Source organism: Nocardia sp. (genome assembly GCF_025465275.1).
GTDB lineage: Bacteria > Actinomycetota > Actinomycetes > Mycobacteriales > Mycobacteriaceae > Nocardia.
The window spans coordinates 1-18,021 of sequence record NZ_JAODNK010000193.1 but is presented as its reverse complement, the minus strand read 5'-3'; the positions used below and the strand labels follow the sequence as shown (position 1 = coordinate 18,021).

The window sequence follows — 18,021 nt, the reverse complement described above, 5'->3', positions numbered from 1 at the left end:
TGCGGTGGGGGTGTTCAGTGCGCGGACAGGCCGGCGCGAATGAACGACTGTGCGGTGCTGATCAGCAGATCGATGGATTGTGTTGTCGCATGCCACCATTCGGGCGCCCAATTCAAGGCGCCGATGATCAGCATGCGTGCCGAGCGCGGATCGATATCGGTGCGGATCGAGCCGTCGGACTGTCCGTCGGTAATGAGCGCGCGCCAAATGGCGTGGTACTGAGCGCTTTCCTGTCCGACCTGCGCGCGCACGTCAGCGGGCAGTTGCCCGGCATTGCGGGTGACAGCGGTGGCGAAGTCCGACAGCTCCAGCTCGACGCGCAGGTGGGCGTCGACGGCAACGCAGACCCGGTCGAGGGCCGAAGTTCCCGGCGGCAGTGCGTCGAGCGACTCGGTGACATGCCGTCGCACCCATTGCTGGCCGACGATCATCACCTCGGCGACCAAGGCCTCCCGCGAATCGAAGTAGTAGTAGACGGCCGGTGCGCGTAGCTGCGCGACTTCGGCGATATCGGTGAGTCGCGCTGCCGCGTAACCCTTTTCGGACAGCACCGCGGCAGCGGCCGCCAGGATCCGGTCGCGGCTGCCATTGCCGGGGTTCTTCGCTGGCCGGGCCATCGCTACGGCATCGTGTATCCGCCGCTGACCGAGAACACCTGACCGGTGACCTGGCGCGCGGCACTGTCGGAGGACACCCAGACCACCGAATTGGCAATGTCCTCGGCGGTGGTGAGCCGGCGCAGCGGAATGTCCTTGCGCAGGAAGTCGATCTGCTTCTCATTGAAGACGGCGTCCTGGCCGACCGCCCACAGACTGCTCGGCCCGACCGCATCGGGCCCGTCGGGGATGACCAGGCCCGGGCAGACGACATTGGAACGAATGCCGTGGCGGCCGTGCTCACGAGCGGTGGTGCGCGCCAAGGCGATCAGCCCGGCCTTGGTCGCGCCGTAGATGCCCTGGCGGATCTGCCCGAACGCCGCATCGCTGGCAATGAAAACGATTGCGCCCGCTCCTGTCTCGCGCATGGCCGGAATCGCGGCCTGGGTAGCGGCGATCGCGGTGTAGAGATTGATCTCGATGGTGCGCTGCCACTTCGCGCGGTCGGTGTCCTCGGCAATGAAGCCGGGCACACTCCAGCCCGCATTATTGACCAGCACATCCAGCCCGCCCCACCGCTGCACCGCACGATCGACCGCCTCCTGGGCGACACCGTCGAGCGTGAGATCGCCTGTGGCGACCTCGACGGCCGTAGCGCCCAGTTCCAGGGCCTCCGCCCGCACATTCTCGGCCTGCGGCCCGTCGATATCGCTGATCACGATGCGCGCGCCTTCGCGAGCGAAGCCGTGCACGATGCCCCGGCCGATATTGGAGCCGCCGCCGGTGACGAGCACACGCGCGCTGTGCAGCTGGAGATCCATGCGGTCGCACCCCTTCGTTGTTGCTTGCGCCTTAATTTAATCTATATTCAATTCAATAAGCAAGGCTGGGGTACGACAAGGAGGCCCGATGACGGTGGAGGTACCCGCGATTGCCGCGGCCGACCCGATGGCGAGAGCCGCTGAGGTAGCGAGATTCCCGAACCTCGGCCCGGAGGACCGCTTCGGCATCCGCCAGATCGGCCACGGGCCCGATCGGATCGCCGTCGAGCAGCGCTTGCCCGCCGGCAACGCGGGGGAGTTGCCGATCGGCTGGCTCGGTCCACTCGCGGATTTTGTCACCGGACGCGCGGTGCAATCGGCGCTTGTTCCCGATGTCGGCATCCGCACGCTCTCGCTGCATCTGCAGGTCGGCGCGCGTGGGTTGCGCGGTGGGCAGCGGTTGCTGGCCAGTGGCGAGGTGGTCGAGATAGGGCCGCACTCGGTCCTCGCGGCGGGGCGGATCACCGAGGAGGCCGGTGCCTTGGTCGCAGAGGTGACCGGACGATTCATTATCGTTCCCGGCTCCGTGCAGCCGGTTGCCACCGAGGGTTCGGAACTGACTGTCCCCGAATCGGATTCGCTCGCCACGCAGTTGGGCGCCGAAGCCGCTGTGGGCGAGTCCGGGGAAACACGATTCGTGCTGCGTCCCGCGCAGTGGATGGCCAATCCGTACGGCATTGTGCACGGCGGCATCCCGGTCGCACTGGCGGGACTCGCGCTCGCCGAGGCCGCGACGGCGGCCGCCGGACCGGTGCGGACTCTCGGAATGGACATCACCTTCCACCGCCCCGGTCTGCTCGACAATGCGCCACTCACGGCGGACGCCGTGGTCGAGCGTGCCGGGCAGCGGGTGGTATCCGCGAACGCGATTGTCTACCAGGGCAGTTCGAAACAGCCGATTGCCAGGGTGGCATGCACGATGCTGCGGACAGGAGACTGAGGTGATGGGCTCATTCGCCGAGGACGAACCACTCGAGACCATCGAATACTCGGTGGCCGACGGGATAGCCACGATCTGCCTGAACCGTCCCGATGCGCGCAATGCGATGGACCTACGTCTCGCCGAAGAGCTGCTGATCGTGGCTCGGCGCTGCGCGGCCGACCGCGATATTCGCGCGGTGCTGATCAAGGGCAACGGGCCGGCGCTGACCGTCGGCGGCGATATCGGCTACTTCACCGAATCCGCGCAAGCATACGGAGACCTGTTCCGGCGCATGACCGGGCCGCTCCATGAGGCCTTCCGCATCCTGAGCCGGCTCGAGGCGCCGATCGTCACCGCCGCGCATGGTGCGGTGGCCGGTGGCGGGCTCGGCCTCGTCTATATCGCCGACTTCGTGTTCGCGGCCGAGCGCACCAAGTTCGCCACCGGGTACGCCGCCATCGGAATCTCCGGTGACGGTGGCGGAACCTGGTTCCTGCCGCGTCTGGTCGGTCCGCGCCGGGCTGCCCAAATGTATTTGCGGAACAAGGTTCTCGACGCGCGTGAGGCTGTCGAGTGGGGTCTGATCACCGAGGTGGTCGCCGCGGAGGAACTCGCGGATCGCGCGGAGGAACTCGCTCGTGAACTCGCCTCCGGGCCGACAAAGGCCTTCGGGCAGATGCGCGCGCTGCTGCGAGCGTCCTGGGGCAACACGCTCGCTGAACAATTCGTCGAAGAGTCCGAAGCGCTTGTCGCGACCGGCAATTCAGCCGACGCGACGCACGCGATCGAATGCTTCGCGGCCAAACGCCGCCCGACCTTCGAGGGTCGGTGAGCGGTACCGTTTCGAGCGACCTGCAAGCAGTCGCTAGCGGCCCGGGCTGAGCCCGTTGCGCACAATATCCTGCGCGGTCCGAACCACGGTATCCAGCGATCCACGCTCGGGCGTCCACCATTCGGCCGCCCAATTCAGCGCGCCGAGAACGAGCATCCGCGCAATGACCGGATCGAGCTCCGGCCGCAGCTCACCCGCGGCCACGGCGTCGTCGAAGAGGCTGCGCCACATCTTGCCGTATTTGGCCTCTTCTTCCAGCTGCCGCACCCGGATCTTCTCGGGCACCTGACCGGCATTGCGAATGGAAGCGGTGGTGTAGTCGGAGATCTCGAGCTCGTGCCGCATATGGGCCTCGACCGCCACCAGAATGCGATCCATCGGCCGGACACCGGCGGGGACAGCGGCGAGCACGCCGCCCACGTGCACATTCATATCGGCGATGCCCGCCCACATGACTTCCTCGACCAGATCGTCCTTGGACGGGAAGTAGTAGTAGATCGCCGGAGCCTGCAGCTCGGCGATCTCCGCCACCTCCGACAGCCGGGTGCCGGCATATCCCTTGCGGCTCAGCACGTATGCCGCCGCGTCGAGAATCCGCTTCCGGGTGCGAACCGCCTTCGACTCGGCACCGGTCTCGGTGCTGTCGTCGGTCGGTGCTGAAGCTGATTTCCTGGCCACGGGACGACTATAGGGCCAGGTCGGGCCCCGCTCGGACAGCGCGCCCTCCGGGCGTCCGGGGATGTGTCGTTGACCACTCATATCTTCTAATCTATATTAGATTCAAATTCAGGCAGGAGTGATGACGTGCAGGTTTTCGCCAACATCCACGAGTTCGCCGCAGCCGAGGGGGCCTCGCTCGGGACTACCGAATGGCTCGACATCGACCAGGACCGCATCGACAAATTCGCCGATGCGACGGGGGACCACCAGTGGATCCACACCGACCCGGCGAGGGCGGCGGACGGGCCGTTCAAGTCGACCATCGCGCACGGATTGCTGACGCTGTCGCTGCTGCCGGTGCTCAACCATGAGCTCTACCGGATCGAAAACCTCACGATGGCAGTCAATTACGGCTTCGACAAGGTCCGTTTCATCGCGCCGGTGCCGGTGGGCGCACGGGTGCGCGGCGCCACCACGATCGAATCGGTGACCGAGGTACCCGGCGGCATCCAGGCGAAATTCAGCACCACCATCGAGATCGAGGGCTCGGCCAAGCCCGCGTGTGTCGCCGAATCGATCGCCAGGTTCATCGCATGACGGGCCTGCTCAGCGGCAAGACCGCCGTGGTGACCGGCGCGGCCGGTGGCATCGGACTCGCTGTCGCACAGCTGTTTCACGAGCACGGTGCGGCGGTGGTCCTGGCCGATATTCATGAGTCCGGCGCGCGAACCGCCGCAGAGCTGGTCGGGGCGCGGGCAATCGGCGTGGGCTGCGATGTGACCGACGAGGATTCGGTGCAGCGCCTGGTAGACGAAGCCGTGCGGTGGTCGGGCCGTCTGGATGTCTTCGTCAACAATGCCGGAGTCACCCGCGACGCCTCGCTGCGCAAGATGACGGTCGCGGATTTCGATACCGTCATCGCCGTCCATCTGCGCGGCACCTGGCTCGGTGTGCGCGCGGCCTCGGCGGTCATGCGCGACGCCGGTGGCGGCTCGATCATCAATATGTCTTCGCTGTCCGGGAAGTCGGGCAATCCGGGGCAGACCAATTACAGCGCAGCCAAGGCCGGAATTGTCGGCCTGACCAAGGCGAGCGCGAAAGAGTTGGCGCACAAGGGTGTCCGGGTCAATGCGATCCAGCCCGGCCTGATTCGCACCGCGATGACCGAGGCCATGCCGCCCGAGGTGTTCGCCGAACGCGAGGCCGCGATTCCGATGAAGCGCGCCGGTGAACCCAGCGAAGTCGCCGGTGCCGCACTGTATCTCGCCTCGGATCTGTCCAGCTACACGACCGGCGCGGTGCTCGAGGTGGGCGGGGGTCGATTGATGTGAGCGATATTGTGCTGACCGAGGTCTCGGACGGGGTCGCCACCCTCATCCTGAACCGGCCCGAGCAGATGAATGCCATCTCGGTCGAATTGGGTGCGCGACTGCATGCCGAGTTGCTGACGCTGGCCGGTGCCGCCGACGTGATCGTGATTCGCGGCAGCGGCGGAAACTTCTGTGTCGGAGGCGATTTCCGGGAACTCGAGCATTTGCGGGCGCAGGGCCGCGACGCCATGGCGCCGCTGTTCGCCAACTTCCGCGCCGCCTGCGATGTCATTGCGACCCTGCCGGTGCCAGTAGTCTGCGCGGTCGAGGGTTACGCCATGGCAGGCGGGTTCGAGCTCATGCAGGCCGCCGATATCGTCCTGATCCACGAGAACGCGGTGGTTGCGGATACGCACGCACGCTTCGGCCAGATACCCGGTGGCGGCAGCAGTCAGCGCCTGCCACGGCTGGTCGGCCGCCAGCGCGCACTGGCGCACATTCTTACCGGTGACCGGCTCTCCGCCGACGAGGTTGTGGCCTGGGGCCTGGCCTATCGCAAGCTGGCAGCCGACGAATTCGACTCCGCCGTCACGGAATTCGCGCGCAGGCTGGCGGCCAAGGATCGTGCGGCCTTGGCCGAGATCAAGCATCTCGTCGACGCCGGTCTGGGACTGCCGCTCGCCCAGGGGCTCGATCTCGAATTCGAAGCCGTGCTCGACCATCTCTCGGGTGCGACGGCCGGAGCCGGAATCGCCTCGTTCACCACGGATCACGGGAGCAAATAATGTCCGACCTGGTGCAGCTCGATATCGACGACGACGGCATCGCCCGGCTGGTGCTGAACAGCCCGCAGACCTCCAACGGTATGGATGTGCCGTTCCTGCAGGCGTTGCATGCCGCGATTCTGCGGGTGCACGGTGAGCCTCGGGTGCGGGCGGTGGTGCTCTCCGGTGCGGGGAGGAACTTCTGCGCCGGCGGCAATATCAAGGTCTTCGCCTCCAAGGGCGAGCAGCTGCCGGACTATCTGCGCGAGGCCACGGCCTGGTTGCAGATCGCGGTGGCCGCACTGACACAACTGAATCCCCCGGTGATCGCCGCCGTCCACGGATTCGCCGCGGGTGGTGGCGGATTCGGGCTGGTCTGCGCGTCGGACTTCGTGATCGCCGCGGACTCCGCGAAATTCATGTCCGGGGCGGTGCGCGTCGGTATGGCTCCGGACGCGGGTGTGTCGGTGACACTGACCCAGCTGGTCGGCCTGCGCCGTGCCATGCACATTCTGCTCACCAACCCCGTGCTCGATGCCGTAGCGGCGCTCGAAATCGGATTGCTGACAAAGGTGGTACCGGCCGCGGAACTCGAGTCCGAAGCTGTCGCCTACGCCCGGCAGTTCATCGACACCGCACCGAAGGCGATCGGCGCGACCAAGCGACTGGTGTGGGGTGGCATCGGTGCGACGCTGGCTGACCGCCTACCCGAGGAAGCGCGCACCGTCTCCGAGCTGTCCGGCACCGCGGACTCGCGCGAAGGTCTCGCCGCGGTGATCGAACGGCGCGAACCCAAGTTCCGGGGCGAATGACCTTGTCCGACAAGGAGACAGAACCGTCCACCGAGATTCCGGTCCTGACCGAGGACATCGGCGCGGTCCGCATCATCACCCTGAACCGCCCGCACCGGCGCAATGCCATCGACATTCCGCTGCGTCTCGCTCTCGCCGATCGGATGGAAGAGGCGATGGACGATACGGCTGTCCGCGCGATCGTGCTGACCGGCGCGGGCACCGGATTCTGTGCGGGCGGCGATATTTCGACCATGCGGCGGATGGACGAGTCGGAAGCCCGCCCGCGTGCGCAGGCCGCGCAACGGGTGGTTCGTGCGATCTGGCAGGGCGGCACGCCGGTGATCGCGGCCGTGGAGGGATCCGCGTTCGGCGCGGGAGTTTCCCTGGCACTGGCCTGCGATCGAGTGATTGCTGCCGAGGACGCGGTATTCAGTACCGCCTTCACCGGGGTCGGATTGGCCGGGGATATGGGCATTTTCGCCTCACTCCCCGCCCGCGTCGGGCCTGCGAAGGCGCGGCAGCTGATGCTGCTCCCGACCAGGCTCTCCGGCACCGAGGCTGCGGCGCTCGGCCTTGCCGACATAGCCGTTCCCTCCGGAACCGCACTGGAATGCGCGCTCGCCGATGCCGAACGCATCGCCACCGCACCACCCTTGGCGATCGCCGCGCTGAAATCGCTGCTGGCCCACTGGCCCAGTGACCCGCTCGACGTGCTGGAGCACGAGGTCGACGCCCAGGTGCGGCTGTTCGACACCGAAGATTTCGCCGAGGGAGTCTCGGCGTTCCATGACAAGCGAACACCCGCATTCCGCGGGAAGTAGATGGAAGCCCGCCCATGACCTCTGTGGCAGAACGCAATCTCACCGAATCGTATTGGGCGCGGGACGACAGCGTGCCGCTGTCTGATCACACCGTCGGTTCCCTGCTCGCTGACCGTGCCCGGCACTTCGGCGACACCGTCGCCCTGGTCGGCACACCGCACGGCACGACGGAACTGCGCCGATTCACCTATACCGAGCTGTACGACGAGGCGCTGCGCGTCGCCGCCGCGCTGACGGCCTTGACGGAACCAGGTGACTTCGTGGCACTGTGGGGTCCGAATGTCGCGGAGTGGCCGGTCATCGAATTCGGCGCGGCCCTGTCGGGGCGTGTCCTGGTCGCCATCAATCCCGCATTCCGGCAGGGCGAACTCGCCTATGCGCTGCGCCATTCCGGCGCGAGGGTGCTGATCCACGCCGAGGAGAACAAAGGCTACGACATGGCGGGTGTCGCGAAGGCGGCAGTGGCCGAGGCGCCTGCCGTCGAACACCTGATCAGTCTGTCCGAGCGCGAGCGGTGGCAGTCACCGCGCCTCGACAACACCGAATTCGGTCCTTGGGCAAGCGATCCGGAGTCACCGGTAATGCTGCAGTACACCTCGGGGACGACCGGAAATCCCAAAGGTGTGCTGCTGCGGCATCGTTCGCTGGTCAATGTCGCCCGAATGACCATGGAGGCCGCCGAGATCGCCGAGGGATCGGTCTTCGTCAATCCGCTGCCGATGTTCCATACCGCCGCCTGCGTGATCGGCACGCTGGGCCCGGTCTGGAAGGCTGGGACAACACTGCTGGTCGAAACCTTCGCCCCGGCTGCCGTATTGGATTGGGCGAGGCAGGAGCGCGCCGATGTGCTCTTCTTCGTTCCGACAGTGCTCGGCGCGCTACTCGAGACGATGCGCGGAAAAGAAGACAGCGCACCGCGATTCGCCAGTGTGGTCGGCGGCGCCGCGAATGTCCCGCGCGTCTTGATCGAGGGATCGGCCCGGGTATTCGGCGCTTCGGTGCACAACCTGTTCGGCCAGACCGAGCTTGCGCCGGTGCTCACCTTGACGCGCAAATCGGATTCGATCGAGGATCAATTGGCGACCGTCGGGCGTCCGATAGGCCAGGTGGAGACCAAGATCGCGGATGGCAGGGGCACCGGAGTCGCGCCGCTGGGCACCGAGGGCGAGATCTGCGCACGCGGCTATCAGCAGATGATCGAGTACTACCGGGACCCAGAGGCCACCGCCGCGACGGTCGACGCCGAGGGCTGGCTGCACACCGGAGACCTGGGATCGATGGACAGCCGAGGGTTTGTCACGGTGACCGGGCGGCTCAAGGACATGATCATCAGCGGCGGCGAGAACATCGCACCGGCCGAGGTGGAATCACGGCTGGTCGAACATGATTCGGTGCAGCAGGCGGCCGTGGTCGGAGTGCCGCACGAGAAGTGGGGTGAGACCGTCGCCGCGGTGCTGGTCGTGCGCGGGGAACGGCCCGACGATCTGGTCGATTCGGTGAAGGCGCATCTGAGTGCACGGCTTGCGCCGTTCAAGACGCCGCGGCGCTGGTTCGTCACCACCGAACTGCCGACAACACCGTCGGGCAAGATCCAGAAGTTCAAATTGCGTGAGGCCATCCTCGCCGAATCCGTCGACGAGATCGGGTGATCGGCATGGATACTCTCGAGGCTCGGCGGCAACGACTGGTCGAACGGTTTCCCGAGTGGCGGCCGTCGTCGCTGGGGGACTGGCTCGGAACGTGTGCCGATCAGTACGGTGACAGGCCGCTGGTCATCACCGACGATCGCAGTCTCACTTACCGCGAGACCGCGGAATGGGCTGCCCGCCTGGCCGATGGCCTGGTCGCGCTCGGCGTGCGGCCTGGCGAGCACGTGGGCGTGCTGATGGCCAACTATCCGGAGTTCGTGCCGGTGAAGTTCGCCATCGCATTGGCCGGTGCGGTCGCCATTCCGATGAACTTCCTCTATCGCACCGAGGAATTGGCGTACGTGCTCGCGCAGTCACAGGCGCGGGTGCTGATCACCATGACCGGATATGCCGCGCTCGACTATCCGAGCATGCTCGACACCATCGCACCCGGCTGGGAATCCGGTGCGACCGAACAACTGCCGCTGCTGCGCACGGTGATCCAGGTGCCGACCGACGGCAAGGTGCGGGCAGGGGTACCCACACTCGCGGACCTGGAGAACATCGGTGTAGCGAACAAGGCAGCGGCTCGAGGTATTTCGGTGGATCCAGCCGGGGTCGGAGACATTCTCTACACCTCCGGCACTACCGGATCGCCGAAGGGCGTCCTGATCACCCATGACGCGGTCCTGCGCACCGGCTATGCCTCGGCGTTGACTCGCGCATTCGGTGACGGACGGCGAATCCTGTTCTCGCTGCCCTGCTATCACATGTTCGGCTACGTCGAGGGCTTGATCGCGGCGATGATGGTCGGCGGTGCGGTGATCATGCAGGCCGCGTTCGATCCGGCGAAGTATCTGGCCGGCATCGAACGGCATCGGGCCGACGACATCCTGTGCGTACCGACCATGACCGTCGCAATCCTGGAACATCCCGATCGGCACGCCTACGACCTGTCTTCGCTCTCTGCGGTGCTTTCCGGCGCTGCCCCGGCTCCGGTGTGGCTGTGGGAGCGGGTGCGCGACGAGCTGGGCGCGACCGAAATCGTCACCGGTTACGGTATGACCGAATGCGGTGGAGCGATGACGCTGACTCGGCCCGAGGATTCGTTCGAACTCACCGCGACGACTGCGGGGAAGCCGAAATCGGCTGGGGCGGCGGGACTCTCGGATGGCGCGCTGGTGTGGTACCGCACGCTCGATCCGGCAACCGGGGACGTCTTGCCCGAAGGCGCGGAGGGTGAACTGGTCTCGCACGGCCCCACGAGCATGCTCGGCTTCTGGGGCAAACCGGAGGAGACCACCCGCGGCCTGCGCGACGGCTGGGTGTACTCGGGAGATCTGGGCCGGGTCCGCCCGGACGGCTACCTCGAAATCACCGGCCGCAGCAAAGAGCTCTACAAGAGTGGCGGAGAACTGGTGATGCCCAAGGAGATCGAGGACCTGCTCACCGCGCAGCCCGAGATCAGTCAGGCCTACGCCGTCGGTATTCCGGACGAGCGCTGGGGTGAGGCGGGTTGCGCGTGCGTCGTCCGCGCACCGGACAGCGTGATCGACGCCGCGGCCGTGATCGCCCTGTGCAAACAGCATCTCGCGCGCTTCAAAGTCCCCAAACATGTGGTGTTCCTCGAAGCTTCGGAACTTCCGACCACGCCGACAGGCAAGGTCCAGAAGTACAAGCTGGTGGCACAGCTCAAACAGCGATTGGAGCAGTTATGACGGTCGGAACTTCAGCGGCCCCGCGGGTCGACTACTCCGCGCTCATCGAACCCGAGCGCGTGCACGGCTCGCTGTACACCGACCCGGCCGTCTTCGCCGATGAGCTGGAGCGGATCTGGTACGGCGGCTGGGTCTTCGTCGGTCACACCAGCGAGGTGCCGCAGCCGAACGACTACGTGCGCAAGAACATCGGGCCGCAGGACATCATCATGACCCGGGACCGCACGGGCGAGGTGCACCTGCTGGTGAACCGCTGCGCGCATCGTGGCAATCTGGTCTGTGATGCGCCGAGCGGCAATTCCAGCTCGTTCCGCTGCCCGTATCACGGGTGGACCTACCGCAATTCCGGTGAGCTGCTGGGTGCTCCGTTCAACAAGGGCTACGGCGGCAAGGGTGCCCTGGATCTCAAACTTGGTGCGGTGGCGAGGGCGGAGTCCTATCACGGGTTCGTCTTCGGCAGTTTCAATGCCGAGGTGCCGCCACTCGCCGAGCATCTCGGGGCAGCGGCCGGTGAACTGGACCGGCTGGCGCGACTCTCACCTGTGGGCAAGGTGTCCCTGGATGCCGGCTGGCTCAAACACCGCACCCACGCGAATTGGAAGCTGCTGGCGGAGAACGAAACCGACGGCTATCACCCGCAATTTGTGCACAGTTCGATCTTCTCGGTCACCGGTTCCACCATCGGGCCGCTCTACAGCGACAATTCCACCGCGGTGACCCGGGCCTTCGGCAACGGTCACAGCGAGAACGATCTGCGACCGGAGTTCCGCAAATTCGCCGAGCCCATGCGCTGGTTCGGCACCACCGAATCCCGGGTGCCCGACTATGTGGCCAAGATGCGCGAAAAGCACGGCGACGCAGCCGAAGAGATCCTCATCGAGGGCGCGCCGCACGTCATGATCTTCCCGAACCTGTTTGTCGCCGAGATCCAGGTCTTCAATATCCAGCCGATCTCCGAGCGCGAATGCATCCAGTTCTCCACCGCCGTACAGCTCGACGGCGCACCGGAATTGAACAAGCGAATGCTGTCGCAGTCGATCGGATCGGTCGGTCCGGCGGGCATGCTGCTGGCCGATGACACCGAAATGTACGAGCGCAATCAGCGCGGCGTCGAACAGCTTTTGCCCGAATGGCTGGATGTCCGGCGCGGGGTGCAGCGAGAGTCGGACGACGAGAACGGTTTCCGCATCGGCGGCGCGACCGACGAGACCGCGATGCGGGCGTTCTGGCAGCACTACAAATCCCTGATGGAGAAGTGATGACCACCATGGAATCCGAGCCGAACCTCGACTCCCCGGCGCTGCTCGAGCTACGCGAGGTCGAGCAATTCCTGTACCGCGAAGCGCGTTTCGCCGATGAGCATCAGTACGACGCGTGGGAAGCGCTGTGGACCGACGATGCGCTGTACTGGGTTCCGGTCGCCGGTTCACTCGCCGATCCGGAGCGAACCGTATCGGTGATGTACGACAATCGCCGCCGGATCAGCACCAGGCTCGCCCAGCTGCGCACCGGTAAGCGGTACGCACAGTCGCCGCCGTCGAATCTGCGCCGGACCATCTCCAATGTCGAACTGCTCGGCAGCGAGGACGGCGATACCAGTGTCGGCGCGAATTTTGTGCTGCTGGAGTCGAAGCCGCGCGGATTGGTGACCTGGGCCGGTCGCTATCTGTACCGGCTGCGCCTGGTGGAGGGCGAGATCAAACTGGTCGGCAAGACCGTACTGCTGGTGAACAATGCCGAGGCGCTGCCCACTCTCGGATTCCTGATCTGAGATGGACGAGGTGATCAGCAGCGAATTCGCCGGTGTCCGTGTCGATATCGACCACGAGGGCAATGGGCCACGACTGCGGCTGACGGATCTGAAGTCCGGGCGGGTCCGGTATCTGGATGCTCTCGAACTGGAGACGATCGTGTGGCTGCCCGAGGGGCGTCTGGAACAGCTGCTCGACCCCTCCGCCGACCGCTGGCGTGAGGAGTAGCGATGAGTATGGCGGACATCGACTTTCGCGACATCATTCGTGCGGGCGACTTCGTGGTGTGGGGGCAGGCGTGTGCGGAACCCGTACCGCTCACCGAGCGACTGCTGGCGCAGCGGGCCGAGTTCGGTGGGATCACCTGTTTCCTCGGGATTCCGGTGGCCGATACGGTGAAACCTGAACATGCGGACCATATTCGGTTTGTCGGATACTGCGGGACCGGCAGTAATCGCGCACTGGCTGCGGCCGGGGCGCTCGACATCTACCCGGGCCACTATTCGACGCTGCCCGACTATGTGTCGCGGGCGGACGTGGTGTTGGTTCAATGCGCACCGCCGGATGTCCAGGGACGGTACAGCCTGGCATTGGCCGACGACTATCTCACTGCTGCAATAGATTCCGCGCGCGTGGTAGTGGCCGAAGTGAACGATCAGGCACCGGCGACACCCGGTTCCCGGTATCTCACCGCGCACGATATCGATATCGAGGTTCGGACCTCGCGACCGGTGGCGCAGAGCCTGTCCACTCCGGCGTCGCCCGAGCTGACGGCGATCGGCGAGCACATTGCCGGGGTGGTCCCCGACGGAGCCACCCTGCAATTCGGCATCGGCTCGGTGCCGGAGGCCGTGCTCGGTGCGCTCAGTGATCACAATGACTTGGGCATCCACTCCGGGATACTCACCGATGCGGTCGTCGACCTGATCGGCAAAGGCGTGGTCACCAATGCCCGGAAGACCACCGATCGCGGGATATCGGTGGCCGCGGTGCTGATCGGATCGCGACGACTTTTCGACCACGCGCACCACAATCCGGCCGTCTCGCTGCGGCCGGTCGAATACACCCACAATCCGGCGCGGCTCGCGGCGCAATACCGGTTCGTGGCGATCAACTCGGCCATCGAAGTCGATCTGACGGGCCAGGTGAATGCCGAAGTCGCGGGCGGGCGCTACGTGGGCGCGGTCGGTGGCGGAGCCGAATTCCTGCGCGGCGCAGCACGATCGGCGGGCGGCATCCCGATCATCGCGCTGCCCGCGACCGCGGGCGCCCGGACCCGCATTGTCGACCGGCTGTCCGGCCCGGTGAGCACCGCGCGCAGCGACGCCGGCGTCATCGTCACCGAATACGGGGTTGCCGATCTGCGGGGAACCACCCTGTCCGAGCGCCGGGAACGGCTGCTGGCGATCGCCCACCCCGACCATCGAGAAGCCCTGCGGGCGAAGGAGTTCCCATGCTGATCCGGTCCGAGGATGCGAGGTCGCTGCGATGAGGAGAGCGGCAATCGTGAGCCCGCTGCGCACGCCCGTCGGGACATTCGGCGGCGCGCTGCGCCCGATGCCCGCCGAAGAGCTGGCGGCGCTGATCATCAAGGCGGTGGTGGCGCGTGCCGGCATCGATCCCGCGCGCATCGACGACGTCTCGTTCGCCCAGTCCTACACCAACTCCGAGGCCCCCTGCATCGGCCGCTGGGCGGCGTTGGCGGCAGGGCTTCCGATAGCGGTCCCCGGTTTCCAGGTGGACCGTCGCTGCGGCGGCGGACTGCAGGCCGTCGTCACGGCGGCGATGATGGTGCAGACCGGTGCGGCCGATGTGGTGCTGGCCGGCGGCGTCGAGAGCATGAGCAATATCGAGTACTACACCCAGGACATGCGCTGGGGCTCACGCGGGGGCAATGTCGCGTTCTACGACCGACTCGATCGGGGGCGGGAACGCTCGCAACCCGAGGATCGGTTCGGGAAGATCAGCGGGATGATCGAGACGGCCGAGAATCTGGCGTCCCGATACAACATCAGCCGGTCGGCGGCCGACGAATTCGCCGCTCGTAGTCACCAGCGGGCTGCCGCCGCATGGGCTGCTGGGAAATTCGACGATGAAGTGGTGCCGGTTTCGGTGCCGCAGCGCAAGGGTGGACCTGTCGAATTCGCCAAGGACGAGGGTGTGCGCCCGGACTCGACTCCGGACACCCTCGCCAGCCTGCGCACGGTCATTGCGGACGGCACAGTGACAGCGGGCAATTCGAGTCAGCAGAACGATGCTGCGGCCGCCTGCCTGGTGGTTGCCGAGGACAAGCTCGACGAGCTCGGGCTGGAACCACTCGGCTACCTGGTCGGCTGGGCCGCCGCCGGTTGTGAGCCCGCCGAGATGGGGATCGGCCCGGTTCCCGCCGTGGCCAAGCTTTTTCAGCGCACCGGGCACACCTTCGATGACATCGACCTGGTCGAAGTCAACGAGGCATTCGCCGTTCAAGTGCTGGCCGTCATGAAGGGCTGGGGTTTCGATGACATCGACCGCCTGAATGTGAATGGTTCGGGCATCTCGCTCGGACATCCCATCGGCGCGACCGGGGCTCGCATTCTCACCACTATGCTGCACGAATTGCGCAGGAGCGGTGGACGGTACGCACTGGAATCGATGTGCGTCGGCGGCGGTCAGGGCATGGCCGCACTGTTCGAGGCGCCGTGATGAGCTACGGAATCAACGCCTACAGCACCTACCTGCCCGTACACCGCGTGCTGCTGGCCGATATCGGTGCGACGCTGGGGACCAACGCGGGCAAGGGTTCTCGTGTGGTGGCCTCCTACGACGAGGACAGCACCACGATGGGGGCAGCCGCTGCCGCCCTATTGTTCTCGGCTGTCCGGACCGATGTGGATGCGCTCTACTTCGCGACCACCACACCGGCGTATGCGGACAAGACGAATGCCACGGCAATCCATGCCGCACTGGACCTTCCGGAGTCCGTTTTCGCCGTCGACCTGGCCGGCTCGGCCCGCAGTGGGGTGGCCGCACTGCGCGCCGCTGCCGCATCCGGCGGGCTCGCAATACTCGCCGATGTGCGGGTCGGCCGCCCGGGGTCCGCAGATGAACGCAGCGGTGGTGACGGCGCTGCCGCCTTCCTGTTCGGACCGGACCCGATCGCCGAGATCATTGCCGAATCCAGCATGACCGCGGAGTTCCTGGACCGCTGGCGGGATCCGCTGGCCCCGACCGGAACCCAGTGGGAGGAGCGCTTCGGCGTCGAGCAGTACCAGCCACTGATCGACCGGGCGGTGGCGGCAGTGCTGGCGGAAGCCGGGATCACCGAGGCCGACCACATCGTGCTGGTATCGCCGAACCTCGCGGTGGCCAAGCGTGCGGCCTTCGCGTTGTCGGGCAAACTCACTACCACGAACTCGCCGATCGGTCACGCGGGTGCCGCCGATATCGGTGTCGCGCTGGCTACGGCCCTGGATATCGCCGCGCCGGGCGAGACGGTGCTTGTGGTCTCCGCCGCAGACGGCTGCGATGCCTGGGTGCTGCGTGCCACTGATCGGATAGGCGGAGGCAGACAACAGGTTTCGGTGGCAGAGCAGCTTGCGGCCGGTACGTCCGTGCCCTACCCGGCCTACCTCGCCTGGCGTGGCATTCTCGACCGCGAACCACCGCGTCGCCCGGAACCCGACCGGGTCGCCGCACCGCCCTCGGCCCGCGCGGCTCGCTGGAAGTACTCCTTCACCGGCAGCCGATGCGCCGCATGTGGTCTCGTACATCTGCCACCCGCCCGAATCTGCAAGCGCTGCGGTGCGATCGACGATATGACCGCCGTATCGATGGCGCATCGACAGGCGACCGTAACGACTTTCACCGTGGATCGCCTCGCATATTCTCCGGCCCCACCGGTGATCGAAGCCGTCGTCGACTTCGAGGACGGCGGCCGCTACACCCTCGAAATCGCCGACGGCGGTGCGGATCGGCTGGCGGTCGGCGCGCGCGTGGAGACGGTCTTCCGGCGGCTGCACAGCGCCGGTGGAGTGCACAACTACTTCTGGAAAGCGCGATTGATATGAGCAGCAACGGTATTCGGGACAAGGTCGCCATCGTCGGCATGGGCTGCACCCGATTCGGTGAACGCTGGGAAAGCTCGGCGGACGATCTGCTCATCGACGCTATGGCCGACTGCTTCGACGGCAGCCCCAAGTTGGACCGCCGCGATATCGATGCTTACTGGCTCGGCACCCTCGCGACCGGTCAGAGCGGCCTGACCGTCAGCAAGCCACTCGGTCTGACGAATACTCCGGTCACCCGTGTCGAAAACTACTGCGCCAGTGGCTCGGAAGCCTTCCGCAATGCCTGCTACGCGGTCGCTTCCGGAGCCTACGACCGGGTTGTCGCGATCGGCGTCGAAAAGCTCAAGGACTCCGGCTTTTCCGGTCTGCTGCGCGGCGACCCGCCCAGCGATGGAACCGCCGCAGAACTGTCGTTGACCGCCCCGGCCGCCTTTTCCCTTCTCGACCCCGCCTACTGCGCGAAGTACGGCGTCGACCCGGCCGCCATGCGCGAGGCGATGACCCATGTCGCGTGGAAGAACCACCACAACGGTGCACGAAATCCCAAGGCCCAGTTCCGTTCCGAGGTCTCCAAGGAGAAGATCGCCCGTGCCCCACTGGTCGCCGGCAGGCTCGGGGTGTTCGACTGCTCGGGCGTCTCCGACGGCGCCGCCTGCGCGGTAATCGTGCGAGCCGAGGATGCCCTGAACTACACCGACACCCCGCTCTACGTGAAGGGGCTGTCGCTCACCGCGGGGGCGGGACTCGGTGCGGTCGATCCGGATTACGACTACACCACCTTCCCCGAGGTCGTCGCCTCCGCCGCGGACGCCTACGCCCAAGCCGGGGTCACCGATCCTCGCACGGAACTGTCCTTCGCCGAGGTGCACGACTGTTTCACCCCCACCGAGCTGATCCTGATGGAAGACCTCGGCTTCACCGACCCGGGCCGGGCCTGGAAGGACAGCCTCGCAGGCGATTTCGACCTGACCGGCCGCCTGCCCATCAACCCCGACGGCGGCCTCAAATCCTTCGGCCACCCCGTAGGCGCCAGCGGCCTCCGCATGCTCTACGAATGCTGGCTGCAATTCCAGGGCGCGGCAGGGGACCGCCAACTACCCGATCCGCGACTTGCCTTGACCCACAACCTCGGTGGCCGCCCCGGAGCCTGCGTGTCCTTCGTATCGGTAGTCGGCTCAGAACTCGGCTGACCCTCACCTCCGGCAACGTGAATGTAGTTCTGGGCGTGGCCAAGATCGGCCCCCTGCACATCACCGACGCGATGGTGGTCGAACTGGACGACTCCGGCCTCATCACCCGCATCACCCCTCACCTACGCCCCTGGCTGGGCCTGACCCTGGTCGCAATCGCCCTCG

At 66.2% G+C, this 18,021-nt stretch carries 18 protein-coding genes and 1 pseudogene; 16 read left to right on the top strand and 3 right to left on the bottom strand.

The annotated features are described in order from the left end of the window. Positions 1-14: 14 nt before the first annotated feature. Positions 15-617 (bottom strand): TetR/AcrR family transcriptional regulator, encoded by a 603-nt coding sequence (locus JWN03_RS39700; protein ID WP_297626721.1) that lies wholly within the window; start codon positions 615-617, stop codon positions 15-17. A gap of 2 nt (positions 618-619) precedes the next feature. Next, positions 620-1,417, bottom strand: coding sequence for an SDR family NAD(P)-dependent oxidoreductase (locus tag JWN03_RS39695; protein WP_297626718.1), 798 nt, complete (start codon positions 1,415-1,417; stop codon positions 620-622). 88 nt (positions 1,418-1,505) lie between these two features. On the opposite strand from JWN03_RS39695, the gene JWN03_RS39690 reads away from it, so the two are divergent. Together JWN03_RS39690 and JWN03_RS39685 are read left to right on the top strand one after the other, a co-directional pair. Next, on the top strand, positions 1,506-2,357 hold the full coding sequence (locus JWN03_RS39690) for a PaaI family thioesterase (protein WP_297626715.1): 852 nt from the start codon (positions 1,506-1,508) through the stop codon (positions 2,355-2,357). Next, a pseudogene (locus JWN03_RS39685) lies at positions 2,326-3,171 on the top strand (enoyl-CoA hydratase/isomerase family protein); the annotation flags it as partial. The gene JWN03_RS39690 and the pseudogene JWN03_RS39685, both read left to right, overlap by 32 nt. 33 nt (positions 3,172-3,204) lie before the next feature. On the opposite strand, the gene JWN03_RS39680 reads toward JWN03_RS39685, so the two are convergent. Continuing rightward, a complete protein-coding gene (locus JWN03_RS39680) occupies positions 3,205-3,849 on the bottom strand; it encodes a TetR/AcrR family transcriptional regulator (RefSeq protein WP_297626712.1) in 645 nt (214 codons plus the stop codon). A gap of 126 nt (positions 3,850-3,975) precedes the next feature. On the opposite strand from JWN03_RS39680, the gene JWN03_RS39675 reads away from it, so the two are divergent. Genes JWN03_RS39675 through JWN03_RS39610 form a run of 14 tightly spaced genes read left to right on the top strand, consistent with a single transcriptional unit; the run spans position 3,976 to position 17,856 of the window. Beyond that, the gene (locus JWN03_RS39675; protein WP_297626710.1) at positions 3,976-4,428 is read left to right on the top strand and encodes a MaoC family dehydratase; all 453 of its coding nucleotides are present in this window, start codon (positions 3,976-3,978) and stop codon (positions 4,426-4,428) included. Further along, the gene (gene fabG, locus JWN03_RS39670; protein ID WP_297626707.1) at positions 4,425-5,162 is read left to right on the top strand and encodes a 3-oxoacyl-ACP reductase FabG; all 738 of its coding nucleotides are present in this window, start codon (positions 4,425-4,427) and stop codon (positions 5,160-5,162) included. The genes JWN03_RS39675 and fabG overlap by 4 nt, the downstream gene beginning before the upstream one ends. Then, positions 5,159-5,926 (top strand): enoyl-CoA hydratase/isomerase family protein, encoded by a 768-nt coding sequence (locus JWN03_RS39665; RefSeq protein WP_297626704.1) that lies wholly within the window; start codon positions 5,159-5,161, stop codon positions 5,924-5,926. Before fabG ends, JWN03_RS39665 begins: the two co-directional genes overlap by 4 nt. Further along, entirely contained in the window at positions 5,926-6,717 is a 792-nt protein-coding gene (locus JWN03_RS39660; protein ID WP_297626702.1) for an enoyl-CoA hydratase/isomerase family protein, read from the top strand. The genes JWN03_RS39665 and JWN03_RS39660 overlap by 1 nt, the downstream gene beginning before the upstream one ends. Continuing rightward, positions 6,714-7,520, top strand: a complete 807-nt coding sequence (locus JWN03_RS39655) for an enoyl-CoA hydratase/isomerase family protein (RefSeq protein ID WP_297626699.1) — start codon at positions 6,714-6,716, stop codon at positions 7,518-7,520. Before JWN03_RS39660 ends, JWN03_RS39655 begins: the two co-directional genes overlap by 4 nt. Positions 7,521-7,534: 14 nt before the next feature. Continuing rightward, on the top strand, positions 7,535-9,169 hold the full coding sequence (locus tag JWN03_RS39650; RefSeq protein WP_297626697.1) for a class I adenylate-forming enzyme family protein: 1,635 nt from the start codon (positions 7,535-7,537) through the stop codon (positions 9,167-9,169). 5 nt (positions 9,170-9,174) lie between these two features. Further along, positions 9,175-10,866 (top strand): class I adenylate-forming enzyme family protein, encoded by a 1,692-nt coding sequence (locus JWN03_RS39645; RefSeq protein ID WP_297626695.1) that lies wholly within the window; start codon positions 9,175-9,177, stop codon positions 10,864-10,866. Then, positions 10,863-12,125 carry an aromatic ring-hydroxylating oxygenase subunit alpha gene (locus JWN03_RS39640; protein WP_297626692.1) on the top strand — a complete coding sequence of 421 codons (1,263 nt, stop codon included), beginning with the start codon at positions 10,863-10,865 and terminating at the stop codon, positions 12,123-12,125. Before JWN03_RS39645 ends, JWN03_RS39640 begins: the two co-directional genes overlap by 4 nt. After that, positions 12,125-12,637 carry an aromatic-ring-hydroxylating dioxygenase subunit beta gene (locus JWN03_RS39635; protein ID WP_297626689.1) on the top strand — a complete coding sequence of 171 codons (513 nt, stop codon included), beginning with the start codon at positions 12,125-12,127 and terminating at the stop codon, positions 12,635-12,637. The genes JWN03_RS39640 and JWN03_RS39635 overlap by 1 nt, the downstream gene beginning before the upstream one ends. A 1-nt stretch (position 12,638) precedes the next feature. After that, positions 12,639-12,845, top strand: a complete 207-nt coding sequence (locus JWN03_RS39630; protein ID WP_297626686.1) for a hypothetical protein — start codon at positions 12,639-12,641, stop codon at positions 12,843-12,845. A 2-nt stretch (positions 12,846-12,847) separates the two neighbouring features. Further along, positions 12,848-14,077: an acetyl-CoA hydrolase/transferase family protein gene (locus JWN03_RS39625; RefSeq protein WP_297626683.1), complete on the top strand. Its 1,230-nt coding sequence runs from the start codon at positions 12,848-12,850 to the stop codon at positions 14,075-14,077. A 28-nt stretch (positions 14,078-14,105) separates the two neighbouring features. Then, a complete protein-coding gene (locus JWN03_RS39620; RefSeq protein ID WP_297626680.1) occupies positions 14,106-15,302 on the top strand; it encodes an acetyl-CoA C-acetyltransferase in 1,197 nt (398 codons plus the stop codon). After that, the gene (locus JWN03_RS39615; RefSeq protein ID WP_297626676.1) at positions 15,302-16,666 is read left to right on the top strand and encodes an OB-fold domain-containing protein; all 1,365 of its coding nucleotides are present in this window, start codon (positions 15,302-15,304) and stop codon (positions 16,664-16,666) included. The genes JWN03_RS39620 and JWN03_RS39615 overlap by 1 nt, the downstream gene beginning before the upstream one ends. After that, entirely contained in the window at positions 16,663-17,856 is a 1,194-nt protein-coding gene (locus tag JWN03_RS39610) for an acetyl-CoA acetyltransferase (RefSeq protein ID WP_297626673.1), read from the top strand. The genes JWN03_RS39615 and JWN03_RS39610 overlap by 4 nt, the downstream gene beginning before the upstream one ends. The last annotated feature ends 165 nt before the right edge of the window (positions 17,857-18,021 follow it).